We start from the raw sequence: 18,366 nt of genomic DNA on the forward strand, positions 1-18,366 counted from the left end.
TGTCGTACCATTTTCAGGAGGCACACAAGCTCCGTTGTCGGGCCAACCGTTTAATCAGGCGAAACACGAAACTTGGGCATGAACGCCGCGACCCATTCCTTGGGAAAGCGCCGCGGTCGTCCATTCTCGCCGATGATCGCCGCCTCGACCTTGGCTTCGACCAGCACCTCGTCGCCGCGCTTGAGCTGCTGCGCCATGAAGATGCGCGCGCCGGAAATGGTGTCGGTGCGGGTGTCGACGGTCAGGATGTCGTCGATGCGGGCGGGGCTGCGGAAATCGATCTCCATGCGCCGCACCACCCAGACGATCTTCTCGCCATGCTTGCCGTCGGCGAGCTCCGTGTGATGCACGCCGCTGAGCCTGAGATAGTCGGAGCGGCCGCGCTCGAGGAATTCGAGATAGCGCGCATGGTAGACGACGCCGGAGAAATCGGTGTCGGCATAATAGACCCGCGCCATCAGCCGGTGGCCGAACGCCGTCAGCGCGCCGGAAAGCCCGGCCAGCAGCGTCGCCGATTCACCATGATCGTCCATTGCGCTTCCTTTTTAAGTCCCGACGAGGCACCTGTTCTCCGCGCGACAAAGCATCGGATGGCACCGTTGACGGCGATGATCAAGAGTTTGATGGCGGCGCTGCTGGTGCTCATGGCCTTGGTGCTGCCTGGCCAGGCAGCGACTTTCACGATGAAGCGCGGCCTCAATCTCGACCAGTGGGTCACCTGGCCCGGCGAGGATCAATGGGGCGACGCCAGGACCATACTGCCCTATCCGGAATGGCGCAAATTCCTTGGAGATGACGATCTCAGAGCGCTCAAGGAAGCAGGCTTCGATTTCCTGCGTATGCCGGTAGACCCGTCGCCTTTCCTGTCCGACCAGACAACGGCGCTGCGCCATGACCTCTATGCCAGCGTGCTGGACTCGGTGCGCATGATCAACCGTGCCGGCCTGAAGGTGATCGTCGACATGCACCTGATCCCGGCCGGCGGCAGCCGCAAGATCGGCATGGCGCAGGTGATGGATGATCCGCGGACCTTTGACCGCTACGTCGACATGGTGCGCAAGATGGCCCGCACCCTGGCCGGCGAAGATCCGGGCCAAGTCGCCTTCGAGCTTATGAACGAACCGATCGTCGACTGCGACAGCGACGGCACCAGCCTGTGGCCGGACCGCCAGCGCGAATTGTTCGCCGCGGCACGATCGTCGGCTGGGAAACTGACGCTGGTGCTGACCGGAGCCTGCTATTCCGCCGCCTCGTCCCTGGAGAAGATCGATCCCAAGGCGATCCCCGACGACAATATTGTCATCTGGACCTTCCACTCCTACGATCCGTTCCTGCTCACCCACCAGGGCGCGACCTGGGCCGGCGACTTTATCCCCTATGTGACCGGCCTGCCCTATCCGCTTGATGCCGTGCCGAATGCGCAGCTCGACGTGGCGCTCGACACCATCCGCGCCCGGATCAAGGCCGAGGCGCCGTGGACGCGGCAGAGCGGGCTGCTTGCCTATCTCGACGAACAGGTCGCCCGCATGGACAGCCCCGACAAGCTGCTCGGCCTGATGGACGCGCCGTTCAAAAGGGTCGAGGCATGGGCGAAGGCCAACGGCATCAAGCCCGAAAACATCACGCTGGGCGAGTTCGGCATGATCCGCCAGGAATACGGCAACGCCTATGTGATGCCGGCGCCGTACCGCGCCGCTTACGTCAAGGACATGATCGCCAGGGCCGAGGCGCATGGTTTCTCATGGTCGGTGTGGAGTTATGGCGGCGCCTTCGGCATCGTCGATGCCTTCAATAGTGACAAGGTCGAGCCGGATGTGATGGACGTGATCCGCTCGCTTCACTGAGAGCCGTTGTTCAGATCAGCCGAGGTCGATCTGCAGGATCTCCGGCCGCACGCCGAAGCGCACCGGCATGATGCTGAAGCCGAGCCCACCTGAGACGATCAAATTGCGGTCGTTCTCGACGACGTGGCCATAGGCGTAGCGGTTGCCGAAACGCGACGGCACGACAGGCGAATAGCCGAACAATCGCACCTGCCCGCCATGGGTGTGGCCCGACAAGGTCAGCGAAACCCGCGACGGGACGGTCGGAAAAATATCAGGCTCGTGGGCGAGCAGGATGATCGGCGCGGTGTCGCCAACCTTGGCCAGCGTGCCGTCGAGATCGTCGAGCCCCCTGAACCCGTCGCCCTTCCTGGCCGGCAGCAACGCCAGCTGATCGGCCAGGCCGGCGATCCAGACACCATGGCCATCCTTCTCCAGGCGAACGACATCGTTCTCCAGCACCGGGATGCCGACCTTTTCCAGCGCCTTGCGCGCAATGGTCGGGCCGGCTCCGGCGCGCTGCGCGAAACCATCGTTCCACCAATCGTGATTGCCGAGGATCGACAGCACGCCGAGCGGCGCCTTGAGGCCCGACAGCGCGGACGCCCATTGCGATGGCGTCACCGGCCCCGTCACCAGCGGCATGCCGGCAATATAGTCGCCCAGCAGCACGATGAGGTCCGGCTGCAGTGCATTGGCGTCTTCGGCGAGCGAAGCAATCCGTTCCTGCGTCATCCAGGGTCGGCAGGCATGGATATCGGCGAGCGCCACAACCCGCAGCTTCAGGCCATCAGGCCAGTGCGGCGGCGTCAGCGCGTAGCGCTTCACATGGGTCAAGAGCATCGGCTCGATGCCGACCGCATAGGCGCCGAGCGCGGCAGCCGTCAGGAACGACCCGCCGATGAAGCGCAGGAACCCGCGTCTGGTGATCATGGACTGGCTCCCGGCCCCTCGATCGCAGCGGTTGCCCGCACGCGTCCGATAAAATCCACGATTACGCCGGCAAATCGGCGAGGACGCGCAGATTTTGCGCAAGACGGGTCACATATCCTTGATCGATGGTCTGGGAACCCGCGCCTGAACGGTTGGGGGCTATTCTTCCTGGAACAGGTTGATCTGCTGCTGCGCCAAATCCTTCGGCGCATCGAGGCCGAGATGGCGCCAGGCATTGGCCGTCAGCATGCGGCCGCGCGGCGTGCGCTGGATGAAACCCTGCTGGATCAGATAGGGCTCGATGATGTCCTCGATGGCGTCGCGCGGCTCGGACAGGCCGGCGGCGATCGTCTCGATGCCGACCGGACCGCCACCGAAATTGCGGGCGATCATCGAGAGATAGCGGCGGTCGAGCGCATCGAGCCCGAGCGCGTCGACCTCCAGCCGGGTCAATGCCTCGTCGGCGATCAGGCGATCGACATGGCCGTCGCCGGCGACCGAGGCGAAGTCGCGCACGCGGCGCAACAGCCGCCCCGCGATGCGCGGTGTGCCGCGCGCGCGCCGCGCGATTTCCAGCGCGCCGTCGTCGCCGAGCGGCATTTGCAGGATGCGCGCGCCGCGCCGCACGATCTGCTCCAATTCCTCGACCGTATAGAAGTTGAGCCGCACCGGAATGCCGAACCGGTCGCGCAGCGGATTGGTGAGCAGGCCAAGCCGCGTGGTGGCGGCTACGAGCGTGAAACGGGCGAGGTCGATCTTGACCGAACGCGCCGCCGGCCCCTCCCCGATGATCAGGTCGAGTTGGAAATCCTCCATCGCCGGATAGAGGATTTCCTCCACCGCCGGGTTCAGCCGATGGATCTCGTCGATGAACAGCACGTCGCCTTCTTCGAGATTGGTCAGCAGTGCCGCGAGATCGCCGGCCTTGGCGATGACCGGTCCGGAGGTCGAGCGGAAATTGACGCCGAGTTCACGCGCCATGATCTGCGCCAGCGTCGTCTTGCCCAGCCCCGGCGGTCCGACGAACAGCACATGGTCGAGCGCCTCGTTGCGGCCCTTGGCGGCCTCGATGAAGACTTTGAGATTGGCCCGCACCGCCGCCTGGCCGACAAAGTCGGCGAGCGTCTGCGGCCGCAAGGTCTGATCGGCATCCTCGCCGCGTTTTTCCGGCGCAATGAGACGGGGCGACAGGCTCATACTGTCTTCCTTGCATATGGCAAGAGGAGGGACAAGCGAGCCCTCACCGCGCCAGTTCCTTCAGCCCGAAGCGGATCAGCTTCGAGGCATCCGCGTCCTCGCCTGCCGTCTTCAGTGCCGCGGCCACCGCATTGGCGGCGGTGTCGCGCGAATAGCCGAGATTGACCAGTGCCGAGACCGCGTCGGTGATCGGGGCCGGGGCGACACCTTCACCGAGTTCCTGCTTCAGGCCGATGGTGCCGGAGGCGGCGCCCGCATAGGCGGGCGCCTTGTTCTTCAATTCGGTGACGATGCGCTCGGCCACCTTCTTGCCGACGCCAGGCGCGCGGGAAACCATGGCGATGTCGCGCAGCGCGATCGCATTGGCGAGGTCGGCCGGGGCCAGCGTCGACAGGATGGCCAGCGCCACCTTGGCGCCGACACCCGGCACATTGTTCATCAGCAACCGAAACCACTCGCGCTCAAGCTGCGACTGGAAACCATAGAGGCGCAGCATATCCTCGCGCACATAGGTCTCGATGAACAGCACCACCGCTTCGCCGGGCGAAGGCAGCGCTGCCAGCGTGCGCGCCGAGCAATAGGCGACATAGCCGACGCCGTGGATGTCGACGAGGCAATGATCCTCGTCGATCTCGTCCAGCGTGCCCTTGAGCTTGCCTATCATGCCGGGTCTTTCATGGAAGATGGGCCCTCATGGGTGGGTTTCCGGAGAAATGATGTCGAGGTCGGGAAAGTAACTGCGATAACGTGCGGCGTCGCGGGTCAAAAGACGATGCCCGGCAACGGTTGCATGAGCGCCGATAAAGAAATCAGGCAAGGTCCTTTCCCTGATGCCACCGGCCCGGCGATAGCGGGAATGCGTGACGCCGGCAAGGAATGCCGCGTCCCAGGGCACAAGTTCGCGATCCATCTCCAGCATGGCGACGGCTTTTCGAAGTGCGGCCTCTGTCGCGATCAGCGGTGCTAACTCGGACCAGATGATCGAATTGACGACCAACGCACCGTCGCGGCGGCAGAAGGCGATCGCCGATGCCGACCATTCTTTCATCGGCCCGGCTGGTCCCCAAACGTCGATCAGGACATTTGTGTCAATCAACGTCGAGATCTTCACGCGGCCCCCTCGACCACTCCATGTATTGGTCGGTGGTCATGCCCCCCAGGTCCAACGTCCCCTCCATCCGGTCGAGGACATCTTGGAGCCTGCGCAATTTCTCCTCCTCGGAGAGGTTCTCCTTGACGGCAACCAGCTGAACGCCCCCGTCGGTGGCCACGAACTCCACCTCGGAACCCGGACCGATGCCCAGATGGTCCCTTATCGGCTTGGGGATTGTCACTTGCCCCTTGGTGGTGACGCGCATGGTAATACCTCCAAGGTATTACTTATCCGCTCAACGTGAACAAGTCAAGAACATCGCTAGCCGGCAAGCGCCATCCGGTAGGCGGCGCTCTGGCGGTGATGCGCGTGGCAAATCGCGATGGCCAGCGCGTCGGCGGCGTGTTCGGTATCGAAGGTCGCTTTCGGCAGCAGCACCTTCACCATCATGTGGATCTGCTTCTTGTCGCCATGGCCGACGCCGATGACCGCCTTCTTCACCGCATTGGGCGCGTATTCGGCGACGACAAGGCCGGCACGCGCCGGCACCAGCATGGCGATGCCGCGCGCCTGGCCGAGCTTCAGCGTCGCCACGGCATCCTTGTTGACGAAAGTCTGTTCGACGGCCGCCTCATGCGGCATTGCCGCATGCAGGACTTCGGCGAGCCCGTCATGCAATTGGCAGAGCCGCGTCGCCAGCGCCGCCTTGTCCTCGGAGCGCACGGTGCCGGACGCGACGAAGCGCAAGGAATTGCCGAGGCTCTCGACGATGCCCCAGCCGGTGCGTCTGAGCCCCGGATCAATGCCGATGATGCGAATCACGTCCCCCATCCGGTCACTTTACCTCCGGGGGACAGCGATGCCAGCGAAATGTGAACAAACCGGAAACGGAGGCCTGTCGAGCTGGAAATATTCCGAAGCCGCTCAGTTGCGGGCGAACGCCGTGTTGAGCAGGCTGATCTGGTCGGAAACCGGATTGGGCCGGCGGCCCATGGGCTGCATGTCGACTACCGCGCCGGCGCCGTAGATCTCGTCGTCCATGCGGCGCACCAATGCCTGCAGGCGAAGCGAGCGGTTGACCAGGTCGAGGAACTCCTCGGGCAGTTCGGCCCAGCCGGCGGCTTCGTCATGCGCGGAAGCGGTATCGAGGCGCACCTTGGACTTTTCCGAAGCGACCTGGTCGCGGGTCATCTCGCCGGAATTGGCCGCGCGCTGCAAAAGCAACCAGGAGGCAACCTGCATCAGCCTGGTCGTCAGCCGCATCGATTCGGCCGCGTAGAGCGTGGCCGCCAGGCGCGACAGCTTCTTGGCCTCGGCACGGCCCTTGCCGTCGAGATACTCGGCCGCCTGTTCGACCAGCCCCATGCCTTCCTGGTAGAGCGGTTTGAAGGAATGCGAAAAAACCCGGCGCTCCGCCAGTTTGACGGTTTTCGCACTGCCCTTCGAAGGCTCGTTCATTGATACGCCCCTGCACTTGCAACCGGCCGATTCGGTTCACTGCCGATACACCCGGCACCCTATCTGACTGAAGCTTGAAAATGCGCTTCGCCGGGGGTGAAGGCAAGCACATGTTTAACAGAAGGTTAACAGCGGACCGACACCCGGCGTGCCACCGGAATGCGGACAAAAAAAGAGCCGCGGATAAGGCGGCTCTCAGGAGTTTAACAGGGAGGCGTCAAACAAAGTGGCTCCAACCACTCGGTAAGAATCCAGATCACTGGATGCGCATAGTAAACGCCTGTAAAGCTTAATGAACCTTTAACGGCACCGATGTTTTTTGACCGAACGCCCCATTCCTGTGCCGTAACAGCACAGACCCGAAGCTCGCTTCAGGCTCAGGCTTTCTTCCAGACCACCGGCAAAGCGATGAAGGCAAACAGCAGCATGCCGGCATAGAAGCCGATCGAGGCTATCCCCAGCAGCGGTTCTATTGCGGGCGTGCCGGCAAGCAGAATGAAGAGGCCGATCATGAGCCCAATTCCGCTGATCGCGGTCAGCCAGAAGTGTACGACGGCGATCGTCTTTAGCCCGACCGTAGGAAACAGATGGTAGAAGAAGGCAAAGACCGCCGACATCAGCCAGCCTGCCACCATAATGTGAGCGTGAGTCGGCATCTGGCCATGGTCTTCGCTGATCGCCATATGGATGCCGAGCGCCATGCCGCACAGCGCATAGATGATGGCCAGCGTGAAGAAATTGCGTGCTACCCCTTGCATAATGTTCCCCCTCATTGCCTCTTCCCGTTGTGGGAATGGGTTGATCGTCCGGCGTCTGCTGTCGCCACCGGGCTCCCGGCCTCGGCGCACTAGCATCGGTACTGTTTCCAGACGATGTCGCGCTCCCCCTGACGCATCCGACAATAGCAGAAAATGAAGCCGCGCATCGGTGGTTGTCGAGAATCAGCGCTGATCGAAAACCGCCGAAACAAAAGCTGTTTTTCCGCGACATCGTGCCGAAACAGGCACTACGCTAAACGCCCGCTCCTCTGACGGCTGGTGCATATCCGCCCGGCTGCGAACAACAAGAAATGTCCCAGGAGCAAACAATGGACTGGTATTCCATCGTCAAATTCCTTCACGTCGTCTCAGCCATTTTGTGGGTCGGCGGCGGCTTCGTATTGTTCCTCCTCGGCGTGCTTGCCGAGCGCGCCGGCAACATCGAGGACAAGTTGCAGGCGATGCGCGCCAGCGGTCAGTTGGGTGGCCTTTTCTTCGCGCCGATGTCGATGCTGACCTTGCTCTTCGGCCTCATCATGTGCGGCTTCTGGGTCGGCTTCTCCGACCTGTGGATCATCATCGGCCTGGCAGGCTACGCCACGACCTTCTCGATCGGCATGCTCATCTTCAAGCCGACCGGCGAGCGCATGGGCGCGATGATCGCCAAGGAGGGCGTGACACCTTCCGTGCTTGCCATTGGCCAGCGCATGATGAGCGCGGCTCGCTTCGACTATGCGGTGATGCTGGTGATCGTCGCCGACATGGTGCTCAAGCCGACCACGCATGACATCGGCATCCTCGCCGGCATGGTACTGGTCCTGGTGGTCGGCGCCACGCTGGCCTTCGGCGGAAGCCGCCGGCTGGTGGAAAGCGCCGCCTGATCTCCCTGACGGTGAGAGCGGCCGAACAGCCGCCTCGCCTGTCTAAATCAGGCCGGCGAGGCCGTCCCACAAAAGCTTCAGTGCCACGACCGCCACGGTCGCGTAGGTGAAGGGATAAAAAATCTCCGGCCGCATGCGCCGCACCAGCCAGGCGCCGGCGATAGTCGAAAGCGGCGCCAGCGGCATCAGCACGGCCGACGCCGTCAGGTTGGCGGTGTCGAACTGGCCGAGCGCGAAATAGGGTATGAGCTTCAGCGCATTGGTCGCGGCAAAGAAGATCGCGGCCGTGCCCGACAGGACCTTGGGGTCGAGCCGGATCGGCAGCGCATAGACCTGGAAGGGCGGGCCGCCGACATGGGCGACGAAGCTGGTGAAGCCGGCGACCGTCCCCCAGATCGCGGCAGCCACGCGGTTGGGTTCGGCGGCGTGGTCGGCGCCATGGCGGAACTGCAGATAGAGCCAGCGCAGCACGAAGATGATGGCGACGGCACCGACGATCAGCCGCACCGCTTCCTCGGTGACCAAGGCCGCCGTCAACCAGCCAATGCCGATGCCGATGACGGCGCCCGGCATCATGTCGACCAGCATCTTGCGGTCATAGACGCCCCACCACGTCCAAACCGAGACGATGTCCATCAGGCACAGGATTGGCAGCAGGATGGCGGCCGCCTGCACCGGCGGCATGGTCAGCGCCATCAGCGGCACGCCGACGAAACCGACAGCGCCGCCAAACCCGCCCTTGGACAGGCCGACCAGAATGACCGCCGGAATGGCAGCCGCGTAGAACCACGGATCGAGAAGCAGGCCTGACATGGGGAGGGACTGGTCTGGAGGGAAGGCGTCATCGCCTGAATAGCCGAGAATTGCGCTTTGGGCGACTGTAAATGCGGGCCGGTTGCCGAACACCTGCCAATGTCCGGCTCGTGCCTTATCGCCGGGCCGAGACCAGCAGGAACATCGGCCGTTCCAGCTCTTCCGCGAGTTCCGGCTTGGCCATGATCTGCGCGTCTGTCGGACAGAACTCCTCGACATGCTCGATCGCGAAACCGGTCCGGATCAGCGCGTTCAGCGTCGTGCCGATGGTGCGATGATGTTTCACCACGCCCTTGGCCAGCCAGTCGGTCTTGCGCGGGCCCTCCACCAGATAGCGGTCGACAGGCCATGTCCTTCGGCCTTCGGCATCGACCGCCCAGCCCGGCCTGGTCGGAGCCATGTAGATCGGATGCTCCGTCGAAAAGACGAAATGGCCGCCGGCCGACAGCGCCTGATGCACCGTCCCGAACAGCCGCGCGACATCCTCGACATAATGCAGCGCAAGCGAGCTGTAGGCGAGACCGAAGCTGTCTTGCGGCAGGTCGAGCTTGTCGAGGTCGGCCCGTTCATAGGTGATGCCGGTGTCCGGGCCGGCGGCCCTCGCCCGGGCCAGCATCTTCTCCGACACGTCCAGCCCCAAGACATGGCTCGCCCCATGCTCGTGCGCCCAGCGGCAGAACCAGCCGAAACCGCAGCCGAGGTCGACGATCCGCAAGCCGCCCACTTGAGGCAGCATGGCGCACAGCGACGGCCATTCGGCGGCGCCTTCCAGGCCGTCGATCGACCGGCCAAGCTGGCTGTAGCCCGCGAAGAAATCCGGCTGGTCGTAGATATTCTGCGCCATGTCTACCTCGTCTCTCAGCCAATCATCCGGCGGGCTGACATTTAGTGGACTGGTCGCGCCTGTCCACCACAGCCATGTGGAGTCAAGACGACGGGGCCGACGGCGCCCCGAGCGGCGGCGGCCGCCGCCGGATCGGCTGCGCCTTGATGATGGCGGTGCTGGTCTCGGCCTTGTCGGCGATGCGGTCGAGAATGCCGTCGAGGTCGCCGATCGAGCGCACGAACAGCCGGGCGACGAAACAGTCGTCACCCGTCACCTTGTCGCATTCGCCGAACTCGGCGATCTCCTCGATCAGCTTCTGGACGATGTGCAGCCTGCCCGGCAAAGGCCGGATACGCACGATCGCCTGCAGCGTATAGCCGAGCGCCAGCGGATCGATTTCAACGGTGAACGCCCGGATGACGCCGCGCTCCTCGAGCCGCCGCAGCCGCTCCGAAACACTTGGCGACGACAGCCCGACCTGGGCGGCCAACTCCTTCAGCGAGGTCCGCGCATCCCTGACCAGGATTTCGAGGAGATTTCGGTCGAGATCGTCAAGCATTTCAGATTTCTCACAAATTCGTGGCAGGAACCTAATATAATTAGGTCAGGCCTCCATACAGCCTTTCCAATCAGATGGAAAGCGTCCAACCCGCATGAGATTATGCCGCCTCAAAATGGGCTCAGAGGTTATCATGAACGATACGGTACGTGGCACGGTCGAAATGTCGGCCGCAATGGCCATCCTCGGGACGATCGGATGGTTCGTCGTCATGTCCGGCCAGCCGATCATGGATGTGGTGTTCTGGCGCTGCGCGTTCGGCGCGGTGACGCTGCTGATCATCTGCGCCTGTCTGGGATTGTTGCGCGGCAGGCTGCCGCCGCGCGTCATCGGCCTCGCCGCGCTTGGCGGCGCGGCCATCGTCATCAACTGGCTGCTCCTGTTCAGCGCCTTCTCCCGCGCGTCGATCTCGATCGCCACCGCCGTCTACAACACCCAGCCCTTCATGCTGGTCGGCTTCGGTGCACTCTTCTTCGCCGAACGGCTGACGCTGACCAAGCTGACATGGCTGGCAATAGCCTTTGCCGGCATGGTGCTCATCGTCGAGGCCACACCTGATTCCGGCGATGTCGGCACCAACTATTTTGCCGGCATCCTCATGGCCCTGGCCGCGGCCTTCTTCTGGGCCGTCGCGGCCATCGTCACCAAGAAGCTCAAGGGCACGCCGCCGCATCTGATCGCGCTGATACAGGTCTGCGTCGGCGTCGTCATGCTGGCGCCCTTCGCCCATCTCTCGCGTCTTCCCGCCGACCCGTGGAGCTGGGCGATGCTGGCGACGCTCGGCATCGTCCACACCGGCCTGATGTACATATTGATGTACGGCGCGATCCAGAAGCTGCCGACGCATCTGCAGGGATCACTATCCTTCATCTATCCGGTGGTCGCCATCCTGGTCGATGTAGTGGCTTTCGGCCATCGGCTGCATCTCAGCCAGGTCGCCGGCGCCGGCGCCATCCTGGTGGCTGCCGCCGGCATGAACCTCGGCTGGTCCTTGTGGAAATCGAACCCGGTCACCGCGAGCCCTGGGCCGGCCAAGTAGGGCAGGCACGCCTGCCGCCCCGCGGCCAGGAAACGCGATCCCGACTGCCAGCCTGTTCAAAGCGGGCAGTTTGCTCTATGCCGCAATGCAACCATCTTCGCCCGGCATAGGCGAAATCCGGGATCGAAGAACCATGAACGACGCCACACCCCCAAATCGTTGCCGCATCGTGCTGATCGCGCCGCCCGGCGTGCCGGCCGCCCGCATCGCCACCGCATTCGACGGCGGCGACGTCGCTTCGCTGATCCTGCCCGAGAACGGCATGGACGAGGCCTCCTTCCAGGCCTTTGCCGAACAGATCGTGCCGACGGCACAGGCCGCGGGCGTGGCCGTGATCATCGCTGGCGACACCCGCATCGCCGGCCGTGTCCAGGCCGACGGCATCCATGTCGAGACATCCAAGGCCGAACTCGCCGAGACGATCGAACATTTCCAGGCGAAGATGATGGTCGGCGCCGGCGGTGCCAAGAAGCGCGACGACGCGCTCGAGCTTGGTGAGGTCAGGCCCGACTACATCTTCTTCGGCCGCTTCGGCTACGACAACAAGCCGGAGCCGCATCCGCGCAACCTGTCGCTGGGCGAGTGGTGGGCGCAGATGATCCAGATCCCCTGCATCGTCATGGCCGGATCCGATCTGGCTTCCGTCGAGGACGTGGCCGCCACCGGCGCCGAGTTCGTCGCGCTGTCGAGCGCGGTGTTCGCCGAGGGCGTCGATCCGAAAACCGCCGTGGCCCGTGCCAACGCATTGCTCGACGAAACCGCGCCGCGCTTCGAGGACTGATGTGGCTCCGGTAAGGTTTCCCCTTCAGGCCTTGCTTGCAGCGGTCATGATCCAGGCCGCCGCCGCCGAAACCGTACCCCAGCCGCAGCCCAAGCCTGAAAACGGCGTGCACACCGACAAGCCGATCGAAAAGCAGCTGCCGCAGCCCGCCACCACGGCGGAGCCGGCACCGCTGCCCTCGGTCGACAGCATCAATCCCGACCGCTTCGGCGCCAAGCCGGCGGACGCAGCCTATGGCGCTTTCCAGCGCGGGCTCTACAAAACGGCCTATAATCTGGCGCTGACTCGCGCCCAGAACGGCGACCCGGCGGCGCAGACATTGGTGGCCGAGATCCTGTCGCGCGGGCTCGGCGTGCCGCTGAATGCGGCGGAAGCCTCGAAATGGTATGCGCTTGCCGCCGAACAGGGTGTGCCTGAGGCGCAGTTCCAGTATGCGCTGATGCTGCTCGACGGCCGTTACGTCAAGAAGGATCCGAAAGAGGCCTACGCCCTGATGCAGGCCGCCGCCGAAGCCGGCAACCAGCTGGCGCAGTTCAATTTCGCGCAGATGCTGGTCCAGCAGGATCCCGGCGACGCGGGCCTGACCAAGGCGGTTTCCTATTATGAGCGCGCCGCCGCGACCGGCCTCGCCGACGCGCAATACGCCATGTCCCAGATCTATGCCAACGGCGTCGGCGGCAAGCCGCGCGACGACGCGCAGGCGAGACGCTTTCTCGCGCAGGCCGCGCGGCAGAACTACGACACCGCGCAGATCGATCTCGCCGCCTGGATGATCGAGGGCCGCGGCGGCGCCCGCGACCTGAAATCGGCTTTCGGCTGGACGAAGCAGGCAGCCGAGGGCGGCAACGTCGCGGCGCAGAACCGGCTGGCAAAACTCTACATGCAAGGCATCGGTACAGACCCGGACCTGGTGCTCGCCGGCGCCTGGTACGTCGTCGCCCGCCGCGCCGGTCTCATCGATCCCGACATGGACGATTTCCTGCAGGGCCTGAGCGACGACCAGACCAAGCAGGCCCTGCAGAAGGCAAACCGCCTGCCCTGATGGCGGCAGGTGCGATCGCCCGGCGCTGGGTCCATTGCTGCCCGCTCCCTTGCCTCTCCGGACGATTTGTGGTCTTGGGAGCCCCTAAATCGCTTGTCCCAGCGAAAATCTCATTCCGGATCCCATCATCATGGCCAAGATCAATGGCAACGAAATCCGTCCCGGCTACGTCATCGAGCATGATGGCGGCCTGTGGGTGGCGGTCAGGACCAACACCGTCAAGCCCGGCAAGGGCGGCGCCTACAACCAGGTCGAACTGAAGAATCTGATCAACGGCACCAAGCTCAACGAGCGCTTCCGCTCGGCCGAGACGGTCGAACAGATCCGCCTCGACCTGAAGGATTTCTCCTTCCTCTACGAACAGGACGACGCGCTGGTGTTCATGGACACCCAGAGCTACGAACAGCTCGAACTGAACAAGGATTTCGTCGGCGACCGCGCCGCCTTCCTGCAGGACGGCATGATGGTGACGGTCCAGCTCTATGAGGAGAGGCCGATCGGCATTTCGCTGCCCGACTATGTCACCCTCACCATTACCGAGGCCGACCCGGTGGTGAAGGGCCAGACGGCGGCATCCTCCTACAAGCCGGCGGTGCTGGAGAACGGCATCCGCGTGCTGGTGCCGCCCTTCATCGGCGCCGGCGAACGCATCATCGTCGACACCAACGAAATCACTTACGTGCGCCGCGCCGACTGACGCGCTGCAGCAGGAAGACATACGATGGCACGCTCAGCCCTTCTCAACGTCATGGTCCAGGCCGCAATGAAGGCCGGCCGCTCGCTGTCGCGCGACTTCGGCGAGGTCCAGAACCTGCAGGTCTCGCTGAAGGGACCCGGCGACTATGTCAGCCAGGCCGACCGCAAGGCCGAGGACATCATCTTTGCCGAATTGTCGAAGGCGCGTCCGGGCTACGGTTTCCTGATGGAAGAGCGTGGCGCGGTGGAAGGCGAAGACAGCCAGCACCGCTGGATCGTCGATCCGCTCGACGGCACCACCAATTTCCTGCACGGCATTCCGCTGTTCGCCGTCTCGATCGCGCTGGAGCGCCAGGGCCAGATCGTCGCCGGCGTCATCTACAATCCGGCCATGGACGAGCTCTACACGACCGAGCGCGGTGGCGGCGCCTTCATGAACGACCGCCGGCTGCGCGTGGCCGGCCGCATCAAGCTGGTCGACACGGTGATCGGCTGCGGCATGCCGCATCTGGGACGCGGCCACCACGGCAATTTCCTCGTGGAATTGCGCAACGTCATGGCCGAGGTCTCGGGCGTGCGCCGTCTCGGTTCCGCCGCGCTCGATCTCGCTTATGTCGCTGCCGGCCGCATGGACGGTTTCTGGGAAACCGGCCTGTCGGCCTGGGACATTGCCGCCGGCATGCTCCTGATCCGCGAAGCCGGCGGCTTCGTCTCGGACATGGATGGCGGGCAGGACATGCTGGACAACGGCTCCGTCGTTGCCGGCAACGAGGTCATCCAGCGTGCGCTGCTGAAGACGGTGAAAAAGCCCCTGGCATCCCGCTAAAGCCCTCCCGCCGCGCTGAACGGCCGCAGTCGCAAAACCGCCACCTAAGCTTGAAATACTGTCCGGCGGTTGCCCAGATATAGGGTGACGCAGGACGATCGATGACCAATATCCCGCCGCAACTCGAAATCCCCTTTGTCGGGCGCTGGCACTACTCCCGCGCGGAGATGATCGCCGACGGCATTGTCCATGCGGTCGGCATCGTGCTGGCGATCGCGGCCGGCTCGGCGTTGCTGGCGCTGGCGGCGTTTCGCGTCGGACCGGGCGAGTACATTGCCGCCGCCTTCTATGTCGTTTCGCTGCTGACCGTGCTCTCGGTGTCGCTGGCCTACAATCTGTGGCCGGTGACGTCACCGGCCAAATGGGTTCTGCGGCGCTTCGATCACGCCGCGATCTATCTTCTCATCGCCGCCACCTACACGCCTTTTCTGGCTCAGCTCGACGCTTCGCCGCTGGCCCGCTGGATGATCGTGCTGGTCTGGATCGCGGCGGCGACGGGCATCGCCATCAAGGTGTGCTTTCCCGGCCGTTTCGACCGGCTGGCGATCGTCTTCTATCTCGCCATCGGCTGGAGCGGCATCGTCCTGGTCAAGCCGCTCGTCGAGACGCTGCCGACGACGTCGATCGTGCTCATCGTCGCCGGTGGCGTCGTCTATTCCTGCGGCGTCATCTTCTTCGCCTGGAAGGGTCTGCGCTTCCACAACGCCCTGTGGCACGGCTTCGTCGTCACTGGCGCGGGCCTGCATCTGGCGGCCATGGTCGACTGCCTGGTGATAAACCGTTTCTGATCCGCCTGCGGCAATATTGCCAAGCGCCATTCAATTTGGTCACAATTCCGTTTAGAGTCGCGAACGACGTGATCGGCGGCAGCGGCAGCGAAAACGGGGCACGGATGGCTTTTCTCAGATCCTTCGGCATGGGCAGGCGCTCCGACGTACTGATCTACGATCCACATAAACTGTCGAGTCCGCAGGTGTTCCTGCTGACCATGGTCATCTTCCTGGCCATCGTCGCCTTCATTGCCGCCATCCTGACCCGCCAGATCTCGACGGCCTTCGTCACCAATCCCGGGCCTCAACGGCCTGATCATCGGCGTGCTCGCGGTCGGCATCCTGCTTGCCTTCGCCCAGGTTGGCCGGCTGTTTCGCGAGGTGCGCTGGCTCAACTCCTTCCGCGCCGGCTCGGAGACCACCGAGCCGGTGCTTTTGGCGCCGATGAAAGCCATGATCGGCCGCTCCTCGACCATGGCGTTCTCGACCTCCTCGATGCGCACCATGCTCGATTCCATCGCCACGCGCCTCGACGAAAGCCGCGACACCTCGCGCTACCTGGTCGGCCTCCTGGTGTTCCTCGGCCTGCTCGGCACCTTCTGGGGCCTGTTGAACACGATCGGCTCGATCCGCGAGACCATCGAATCGCTCGACCCCGGCACGGGTGACGCCGCGGCGGTGCTCGATTCCTTGAAACAGGGCCTGTCGGCGCCGCTGGCCGGCATGGGCACCGCCTTCTCGTCCTCGCTGTTCGGCCTGTCCGGCTCGCTCGTGCTCGGCTTCCTCGACCTGCAGGCGGGCCGCGCCCAGACGCGCTTCTACACCGAGCTTGAGAACTGGCTGTCCTCGGTCACCGATCTTTCCTCCGACATCGTCGTCTCCGATCCGGCCAAGAGCGAACCATCCGACGAGATCCGTCTGTTGTCGGAGCGGCTGCGCAGCATGCAGGAGAATGGCGGCGGCTCCAATCCGCGCGTCGCCACCGCGATGGCCAATCTCGCCGACGGCATTTCCGGCCTGGTCAAGAACATGCGCTCCGAGCAGCAGATCATGCGTGACTGGGTCGAGGCCCAGTCCGATGAGCAGAAGGCGATGCGCAACACGCTGGAAAAGATTGCCGACGCCCTGAAGAAGCCCGGGGTGCACTGACATGGCGCTTGCCAGGGGCCGGCGTACCGATCGCCGCATCGACTATTGGCCGGGCTTTGTCGATGCGCTGTCGACGCTGCTTTTGGCCATTATGTTCCTGCTCACCGTCTTCGTGCTGGCGCAGTTCCTGCTCGGCCGCGAGATTTCCGGCAAGGATACGGTGCTCGCCCGTCTCAACTCGCAAATCAACGAACTGACCCAGTTGCTGGCGCTGGAGCGCTCGACCGCCCAGGACAAGGACGATTCGCTGGCCAATCTGCAGGCGTCGCTGTCGGCGGCCGAGGCGGAGAAGAGCCGGCTCGAACAGTTGCTGGCGCAAGGCGCGGGCGCCGGCGACCAGGCCAACCAGCGCGCCGCGGCGCTTTCGGGTGAACTCGACAGCCAGCGCCAGATCAGCCAGCAGGCGCTGAGCCAGGTCGAGATCCTCAACCAGCAGATCGCCGCGCTGCGCAAGCAGATCGGCGCGCTTGAAGACGCCCTCAATGTGTCCGAAGCCCGCGACCGCGATTCCAACACCAAGATCGCCGATCTCGGCCGCCGGCTGAACGTCGCCCTGGCGCAGCGCGTGCAGGAATTGAACCGCTACCGCTCCGACTTCTTCGGACGCCTGCGCGAGATCCTCGCCGATCGCGAAAACATCCGCATCGTCGGCGACCGCTTCGTGTTCCAGTCGGAAGTGTTGTTTCCGACCGGCTCCGAGGTGATCAACGATGCCGGCAAGGTCGAGATGAAGAAGCTCGCCGACGCCATCATCGAGTTGCAGAAGGAAATCCCGCCCGAGATCAACTGGGTGCTGCGCGTCGACGGCCATACCGACAACAAGCCGCTCTCCGGCACCGGCCGCTACCGCGACAATTGGGAATTGTCGACGGCGCGGTCGACCTCGGTGGTCAAGTTCCTGATCGAGAACGGCGTGCCGGCCAACCGCCTGGTCGCCGCCGGCTTTGGTGAATTCCAGCCGCTCGACCCCGCCGACACCGACGAGGCGCGCAACAAGAACCGCCGCATTGAACTGAAGCTCACCGAACGTTGATTTCTCATCACGCGAACTCACGCGAATTTGTTCGCCGGCTCAACTCTAGGGCGCAGACCGGAGCCGGCAAGGCCTGAAAAGATTATCTTTTTTTAATTACACTTCGCGCCGGAGCGCTCCTAGCTTGCCGCCCAGGGCCGAGAACCGCCGGCGATGCCTCCCATCGCGACGCGACGGAACCCGACGGCCCGCGGCTGGAAGGTAGACGAAAGAACCGCTGCCTTCCTCTTCTGGAGGAGACGCGACGATGCGCTCTTTTAACCCTACGCTCAGAACTGCAGCATTGACCGCATTCTTTATCGCCATTCCGCTCGCCGGCGCCTATGCCGCGGGTCATCACAAGGGCGCTCTCGACGCGACGGACCCGACAGACATGACCGGCCCGCGCGTCGAGGCTCTCATCGAACAGGTCCAGGGTGTCCGCCACGGCATCGTCGACGCCAGGCAGGCCAACAACATCACTCCGGCGGTGGCGGAGCGCCTGGAGATGCGTACCGCCCGCATCAGCCAGGCGGCCGAGAAGATAGCCGCGTCGGATCACGGCAGGATTCCGGCCGCGCAGTATCATGACCTGCTGCGCCGTCTCGACAATGTCGACCAGCAGCTGCGGGTCGACACCGGCAGCGGTTTCCTGATGGGTGATGGCGCCGACGGCGGAACCTATCCGAACGGCTGAAGCCATCCGGCAA

General features: G+C 64.0%; 22 protein-coding genes and 1 pseudogene. 11 read left to right on the plus strand and 12 right to left on the minus strand.

Features of this window, described 5'->3' with window-relative positions; all coding sequences use genetic code 11:
- Positions 1-50 precede the first annotated feature (50 nt).
- On the minus strand, positions 51-533 hold the full coding sequence (gene ybgC, locus ACVILI_RS01945) for a tol-pal system-associated acyl-CoA thioesterase (protein ID WP_038650260.1): 483 nt from the start codon (positions 531-533) through the stop codon (positions 51-53).
- Between the two features lie 57 nt (positions 534-590).
- On the opposite strand from ybgC, the gene ACVILI_RS01950 reads away from it, so the two are divergent.
- A complete protein-coding gene (locus tag ACVILI_RS01950) occupies positions 591-1,844 on the plus strand; it encodes a glycoside hydrolase family 5 protein (protein ID WP_457102293.1) in 1,254 nt (417 codons plus the stop codon).
- Between the two features lie 15 nt (positions 1,845-1,859).
- Here ACVILI_RS01950 and ACVILI_RS01955 read toward each other — a convergent pair whose 3' ends face one another.
- The 8 genes from ACVILI_RS01955 to ACVILI_RS01990 form a co-directional block, all read right to left on the minus strand.
- Positions 1,860-2,756 carry a metallophosphoesterase gene (locus ACVILI_RS01955; RefSeq protein ID WP_027047495.1) on the minus strand — a complete coding sequence of 299 codons (897 nt, stop codon included), beginning with the start codon at positions 2,754-2,756 and terminating at the stop codon, positions 1,860-1,862.
- A gap of 159 nt (positions 2,757-2,915) precedes the next feature.
- Positions 2,916-3,953 (minus strand): Holliday junction branch migration DNA helicase RuvB, encoded by a 1,038-nt coding sequence (gene ruvB, locus ACVILI_RS01960; RefSeq protein WP_010912034.1) that lies wholly within the window; start codon positions 3,951-3,953, stop codon positions 2,916-2,918.
- A 43-nt stretch (positions 3,954-3,996) separates the two neighbouring features.
- Positions 3,997-4,617, minus strand: coding sequence for a Holliday junction branch migration protein RuvA (gene ruvA, locus ACVILI_RS01965; RefSeq protein ID WP_038650268.1), 621 nt, complete (start codon positions 4,615-4,617; stop codon positions 3,997-3,999).
- A gap of 27 nt (positions 4,618-4,644) precedes the next feature.
- Positions 4,645-5,064, minus strand: a complete 420-nt coding sequence (locus ACVILI_RS01970) for a type II toxin-antitoxin system VapC family toxin (RefSeq protein ID WP_019861744.1) — start codon at positions 5,062-5,064, stop codon at positions 4,645-4,647.
- Complete coding sequence (locus tag ACVILI_RS01975) at positions 5,042-5,311, minus strand: AbrB/MazE/SpoVT family DNA-binding domain-containing protein (RefSeq protein ID WP_038650271.1); 270 nt, start codon at positions 5,309-5,311, stop codon at positions 5,042-5,044. The genes ACVILI_RS01970 and ACVILI_RS01975 overlap by 23 nt, the downstream gene beginning before the upstream one ends.
- A 56-nt stretch (positions 5,312-5,367) precedes the next feature.
- Complete coding sequence (gene ruvC, locus ACVILI_RS01980) at positions 5,368-5,877, minus strand: crossover junction endodeoxyribonuclease RuvC (RefSeq protein ID WP_038650273.1); 510 nt, start codon at positions 5,875-5,877, stop codon at positions 5,368-5,370.
- Between the two features lie 93 nt (positions 5,878-5,970).
- Positions 5,971-6,504 (minus strand): protease adaptor protein RcdA, encoded by a 534-nt coding sequence (gene rcdA, locus ACVILI_RS01985; RefSeq protein WP_038650276.1) that lies wholly within the window; start codon positions 6,502-6,504, stop codon positions 5,971-5,973.
- Positions 6,505-6,881: 377 nt separating this feature from the next.
- Positions 6,882-7,262, minus strand: a complete 381-nt coding sequence (locus ACVILI_RS01990; RefSeq protein WP_019861748.1) for a hypothetical protein — start codon at positions 7,260-7,262, stop codon at positions 6,882-6,884.
- 329 nt (positions 7,263-7,591) lie between these two features.
- Between ACVILI_RS01990 and ACVILI_RS01995 the strand changes: the two genes are divergently transcribed.
- Positions 7,592-8,143: a DUF2269 family protein gene (locus ACVILI_RS01995; RefSeq protein ID WP_038650278.1), complete on the plus strand. Its 552-nt coding sequence runs from the start codon at positions 7,592-7,594 to the stop codon at positions 8,141-8,143.
- Between the two features lie 42 nt (positions 8,144-8,185).
- On the opposite strand, the gene ACVILI_RS02000 is transcribed toward ACVILI_RS01995, so the two are convergent.
- The 3 genes from ACVILI_RS02000 to ACVILI_RS02010 all read right to left on the minus strand — a co-directional run bounded on the left by ACVILI_RS02000 (position 8,186) and on the right by ACVILI_RS02010 (position 10,341).
- The gene (locus ACVILI_RS02000; RefSeq protein ID WP_019861750.1) at positions 8,186-8,956 is read right to left on the minus strand and encodes a sulfite exporter TauE/SafE family protein; all 771 of its coding nucleotides are present in this window, start codon (positions 8,954-8,956) and stop codon (positions 8,186-8,188) included.
- Between the two features lie 115 nt (positions 8,957-9,071).
- Complete coding sequence (locus ACVILI_RS02005; protein ID WP_019861751.1) at positions 9,072-9,800, minus strand: class I SAM-dependent methyltransferase; 729 nt, start codon at positions 9,798-9,800, stop codon at positions 9,072-9,074.
- Between the two features lie 82 nt (positions 9,801-9,882).
- Positions 9,883-10,341 (minus strand): Lrp/AsnC family transcriptional regulator, encoded by a 459-nt coding sequence (locus ACVILI_RS02010; RefSeq protein WP_240564706.1) that lies wholly within the window; start codon positions 10,339-10,341, stop codon positions 9,883-9,885.
- A gap of 133 nt (positions 10,342-10,474) precedes the next feature.
- On the opposite strand from ACVILI_RS02010, the gene ACVILI_RS02015 reads away from it, so the two are divergent.
- The 9 genes and pseudogenes from ACVILI_RS02015 (at position 10,475) to ACVILI_RS02055 (ending at position 18,353) form a co-directional block, all read left to right on the plus strand.
- Entirely contained in the window at positions 10,475-11,380 is a 906-nt protein-coding gene (locus ACVILI_RS02015) for a DMT family transporter (protein WP_038650281.1), read from the plus strand.
- Between the two features lie 133 nt (positions 11,381-11,513).
- Complete coding sequence (locus tag ACVILI_RS02020; protein ID WP_027047496.1) at positions 11,514-12,161, plus strand: thiamine phosphate synthase; 648 nt, start codon at positions 11,514-11,516, stop codon at positions 12,159-12,161.
- A gap of 46 nt (positions 12,162-12,207) precedes the next feature.
- Positions 12,208-13,203: a tetratricopeptide repeat protein gene (locus ACVILI_RS02025; RefSeq protein WP_084791697.1), complete on the plus strand. Its 996-nt coding sequence runs from the start codon at positions 12,208-12,210 to the stop codon at positions 13,201-13,203.
- Positions 13,204-13,333: 130 nt separating this feature from the next.
- The gene (gene efp, locus ACVILI_RS02030) at positions 13,334-13,900 is read left to right on the plus strand and encodes an elongation factor P (RefSeq protein ID WP_019861758.1); all 567 of its coding nucleotides are present in this window, start codon (positions 13,334-13,336) and stop codon (positions 13,898-13,900) included.
- A 24-nt stretch (positions 13,901-13,924) separates the two neighbouring features.
- Positions 13,925-14,725 (plus strand): inositol monophosphatase family protein, encoded by an 801-nt coding sequence (locus ACVILI_RS02035; RefSeq protein WP_019861759.1) that lies wholly within the window; start codon positions 13,925-13,927, stop codon positions 14,723-14,725.
- A 101-nt stretch (positions 14,726-14,826) separates the two neighbouring features.
- A complete protein-coding gene (gene trhA / locus ACVILI_RS02040) occupies positions 14,827-15,513 on the plus strand; it encodes a PAQR family membrane homeostasis protein TrhA (RefSeq protein WP_038650286.1) in 687 nt (228 codons plus the stop codon).
- Positions 15,514-15,617: 104 nt separating this feature from the next.
- Positions 15,618-16,644, plus strand: a pseudogene (locus ACVILI_RS02045) (MotA/TolQ/ExbB proton channel family protein).
- Position 16,645: 1 nt separating this feature from the next.
- The gene (locus tag ACVILI_RS02050; protein WP_019861763.1) at positions 16,646-17,677 is read left to right on the plus strand and encodes a peptidoglycan -binding protein; all 1,032 of its coding nucleotides are present in this window, start codon (positions 16,646-16,648) and stop codon (positions 17,675-17,677) included.
- Positions 17,678-17,924: 247 nt separating this feature from the next.
- Positions 17,925-18,353, plus strand: coding sequence for a hypothetical protein (locus tag ACVILI_RS02055; RefSeq protein ID WP_019861764.1), 429 nt, complete (start codon positions 17,925-17,927; stop codon positions 18,351-18,353).
- Positions 18,354-18,366: the final 13 nt, after the last annotated feature.

This window comes from Mesorhizobium sp. USDA 4775, from assembly GCF_054062655.1.

What these genes read in the sequence shown, in the direction of transcription:
- ACVILI_RS01975 (WP_038650271.1), bottom strand. Translation starts at nt 5,311, where the DNA reads ATGCGCGTCACCACCAAGGGGCAAGTGACAATCCCCAAGCCGATAAGG.
- efp (WP_019861758.1), top strand. Translation starts at nt 13,334, where the DNA reads ATGGCCAAGATCAATGGCAACGAAATCCGTCCCGGCTACGTCATCGAG.
- ACVILI_RS02025 (WP_084791697.1), top strand. Translation starts at nt 12,208, where the DNA reads ATGATCCAGGCCGCCGCCGCCGAAACCGTACCCCAGCCGCAGCCCAAG.
- ACVILI_RS02015 (WP_038650281.1), top strand. Translation starts at nt 10,475, where the DNA reads ATGAACGATACGGTACGTGGCACGGTCGAAATGTCGGCCGCAATGGCC.
- ACVILI_RS02035 (WP_019861759.1), top strand. Translation starts at nt 13,925, where the DNA reads ATGGCACGCTCAGCCCTTCTCAACGTCATGGTCCAGGCCGCAATGAAG.
- ruvA (WP_038650268.1), bottom strand. Translation starts at nt 4,617, where the DNA reads ATGATAGGCAAGCTCAAGGGCACGCTGGACGAGATCGACGAGGATCAT.
- ACVILI_RS02005 (WP_019861751.1), bottom strand. Translation starts at nt 9,800, where the DNA reads ATGGCGCAGAATATCTACGACCAGCCGGATTTCTTCGCGGGCTACAGC.
- ACVILI_RS02010 (WP_240564706.1), bottom strand. Translation starts at nt 10,341, where the DNA reads ATGCTTGACGATCTCGACCGAAATCTCCTCGAAATCCTGGTCAGGGAT.
- ACVILI_RS02020 (WP_027047496.1), top strand. Translation starts at nt 11,514, where the DNA reads ATGAACGACGCCACACCCCCAAATCGTTGCCGCATCGTGCTGATCGCG.
- ACVILI_RS02055 (WP_019861764.1), top strand. Translation starts at nt 17,925, where the DNA reads ATGCGCTCTTTTAACCCTACGCTCAGAACTGCAGCATTGACCGCATTC.
- rcdA (WP_038650276.1), bottom strand. Translation starts at nt 6,504, where the DNA reads ATGAACGAGCCTTCGAAGGGCAGTGCGAAAACCGTCAAACTGGCGGAG.
- ACVILI_RS02050 (WP_019861763.1), top strand. Translation starts at nt 16,646, where the DNA reads ATGGCGCTTGCCAGGGGCCGGCGTACCGATCGCCGCATCGACTATTGG.
- ACVILI_RS01950 (WP_457102293.1), top strand. Translation starts at nt 591, where the DNA reads ATGGCACCGTTGACGGCGATGATCAAGAGTTTGATGGCGGCGCTGCTG.
- ACVILI_RS02000 (WP_019861750.1), bottom strand. Translation starts at nt 8,956, where the DNA reads ATGTCAGGCCTGCTTCTCGATCCGTGGTTCTACGCGGCTGCCATTCCG.
- ACVILI_RS01995 (WP_038650278.1), top strand. Translation starts at nt 7,592, where the DNA reads ATGGACTGGTATTCCATCGTCAAATTCCTTCACGTCGTCTCAGCCATT.
- trhA (WP_038650286.1), top strand. Translation starts at nt 14,827, where the DNA reads ATGACCAATATCCCGCCGCAACTCGAAATCCCCTTTGTCGGGCGCTGG.
- ACVILI_RS01955 (WP_027047495.1), bottom strand. Translation starts at nt 2,756, where the DNA reads ATGATCACCAGACGCGGGTTCCTGCGCTTCATCGGCGGGTCGTTCCTG.
- ruvB (WP_010912034.1), bottom strand. Translation starts at nt 3,953, where the DNA reads ATGAGCCTGTCGCCCCGTCTCATTGCGCCGGAAAAACGCGGCGAGGAT.
- ACVILI_RS01990 (WP_019861748.1), bottom strand. Translation starts at nt 7,262, where the DNA reads ATGCAAGGGGTAGCACGCAATTTCTTCACGCTGGCCATCATCTATGCG.
- ybgC (WP_038650260.1), bottom strand. Translation starts at nt 533, where the DNA reads ATGGACGATCATGGTGAATCGGCGACGCTGCTGGCCGGGCTTTCCGGC.
- ruvC (WP_038650273.1), bottom strand. Translation starts at nt 5,877, where the DNA reads ATGGGGGACGTGATTCGCATCATCGGCATTGATCCGGGGCTCAGACGC.